The 2,169-nt window shown below is 66.8% G+C and carries 1 protein-coding gene; it reads left to right on the top strand.

The window, feature by feature from the left end:
* The first annotated feature begins 54 nt into the window (after window positions 1-54).
* Window positions 55-2,154: an ISAzo13 family transposase gene (locus ACZ7P3_RS42540; protein WP_472090051.1), complete on the top strand. Its 2,100-nt coding sequence runs from the start codon at window positions 55-57 to the stop codon at window positions 2,152-2,154.
* Window positions 2,155-2,169: the final 15 nt, after the last annotated feature.

The following is a 2,169-nucleotide window of genomic DNA, read 5'->3' as shown; positions in this document are numbered from 1 at the left end:
GAAGCCGTAAAGAATCAAGGTGCTGCTTTACAAGGGTGGGCTCGTTGTCAGGGTATGGCGGTTCCGAAGGAGATCTTTTTCCAACTCCAGTGCAGATTTTCGGTGTTGTTGCCCCATCTGAACGAGCGGCAGCGGCGGCTGGCCTTGGCTACCGAGGCCCGACTGATCGGGCATGGCGGGATACGGGCGGTAGCGCGGATCGCGCAGGTCAGCGAAACGACCGTGCGTCGTGGCGTGTCGGAGCTGGAAGCGGGGGCCGGGCCACTGCCGGACGGTCGAGTGCGTGCACCAGGCGGAGGCCGCAAGCTGGTTGAAGCCAACGATCCTGCCCTGCCCAAAGCCTTGTTGGGCCTGGTCGAGCCGGAGGAGCGGGGAGATCCTCAGTCTCCGCTGCGGTGGACGACGAAGTCGCTGCGCAACCTGGCCGAGGAGCTGACCCGGCAGGGGCACCCGGTGTCCGCGCCCACGGTGGGTCGGCTGCTCAAGCAGGAGGGCTTCAGCCTGCAGGCGAACGTCAAGACCCTCGAGGGTGCCCAGCATCCCGACCGGGATGCCCAGTTCCGCTATATCAACGAGCAGGTCAAGCAGCACCAGGCCGACGGTGAGCCGGTAATCAGCGTGGACACGAAGAAGCGGGAGCAGATCGGACGGCTACCCATGGCCGGCCGCGAGTGGCGGCCCAGGGGCGAACCGGTCGAGGTGGAGGACCATCACTTCTTCTTCAGCGGCCCGGACGTTCAACAGGCGATCCCGTACGGGATCTACGACATCGCCCGCAACACCGGCTGGGTCAACGTCGGTGTCGACCACGACACGTCGGTCTTCGCGGTTGAGTCCATCCGCCGCTGGTGGCGCTATCGCGGCAGCCTCGACTACGCGAAGGCGTCACGGCTACTGATCACCTCGGACGCGGGCGGCTCCAACGGTTACCGCTATCGGGTCTGGAAGAGCGAACTGGCTGCTCTGGCCGCCGATACCGGACTGACGATCACGGTGTGTCACTTTCCTCCGGGTACAAGTAAATGGAACAAAATCGAGCACCGGTTGTTCTCCCACATCACCCACAACTGGCGTGGCAGGCCGCTGACCAGCCATGACGTCGTCATTGAGACGATCGCCGCCACCCGCACCCGGGCCGGTCTGAGCGTTGAGGCCCACCTTGATCCCGGCGACTACCCCACCGGCATCGCGATCAGTAAGGATCGCTTCGCCGCGCTGCCGCTGGTCCGGCACGAGGTCCACGGCCAGTGGAACTACACCCTGCTGCCCGCACCCTCCGCGCCGCAGGCCCTGCCCACCAGCGAGACACACGGCGTCTCCGGCCGGCGCCGCGAGCTTCTTGCCCGCCTAGCGGACCCCCGCCTGACCGGGCTGAGTAGTACGGAACTCGCGGATCTACGCGCTGAGTTGGCTCCACTGCAGGCCGCTCGGTCCCAGGAACGCTACAGCGAGCAGCGCGGTGGACGGGCCCGGCGCGCCACCGGCAACCAACGGGCCAAGCCGTTGTTCGACGACGCCGCCCGAGTCCTGCTCACTCTCCTCTACCAGCGACAGGTCTGCTCGATGAAGCTGCTGGCCGACATGCTGGAGGTCACCCCCGAATGCATCGGCCACCTTGTCGCCGAGACCCGCCGGGTCCTGGAGGACCACGGTCACCAGCCCGGATACGCCCCCAGCCGGTTCACCAGGGCGGACGCGCTGATGGCCTTCGTTGACACCGACCAGACCCCGCCGCGCACCCGGATCATGAAGAGCCTGTCCCATCCGCGGCTTACCGGCATGTCCCGCGCGGAGCTGGATGAGCTCACTCGTCGGCTCTCTCCACGCCAGGTTGCCCAGGTTGAACGGGCCTCCTACCAGCGCCGGGGCGCCGATCGCCAGCCGGGCAGCCGCGGCGGCGTCTTCCCCCAGAAGCTGGGTGACAGAGAGCGCGTCGTGGTCGCCATCCTCTACCTGCGGAAACTGTGCACCCTGGATGTCCTTGCCGACGCGCTGGGAGACGTGAGCAGGTCCTCGATCGGGAACGTCGTCCGCGAGATCCGGCCCCTGCTTGCGAAAGACGGCCTTCTCCCACCCCCGGCCGCCACCCGCTACCGCACCGCCCCCGATCTCCTCGCGGCCGCGGACGAGCAAACCGACACTCCGACAAGTTGATTCTTTACGGCTTCA

It is taken from the genome of Streptomyces sp. NPDC107581, from assembly GCF_055657175.1.
Note: the sequence above shows the minus strand (reverse complement) of the source record. Positions and strands in the feature narration are given on the sequence as shown.

Excerpts from the sequence above, each read along its gene's own strand:
- ACZ7P3_RS42540 (WP_472090051.1), top strand. The coding sequence starts at position 55 with ATGGCGGTTCCGAAGGAGATCTTTTTCCAACTCCAGTGCAGATTTTCG.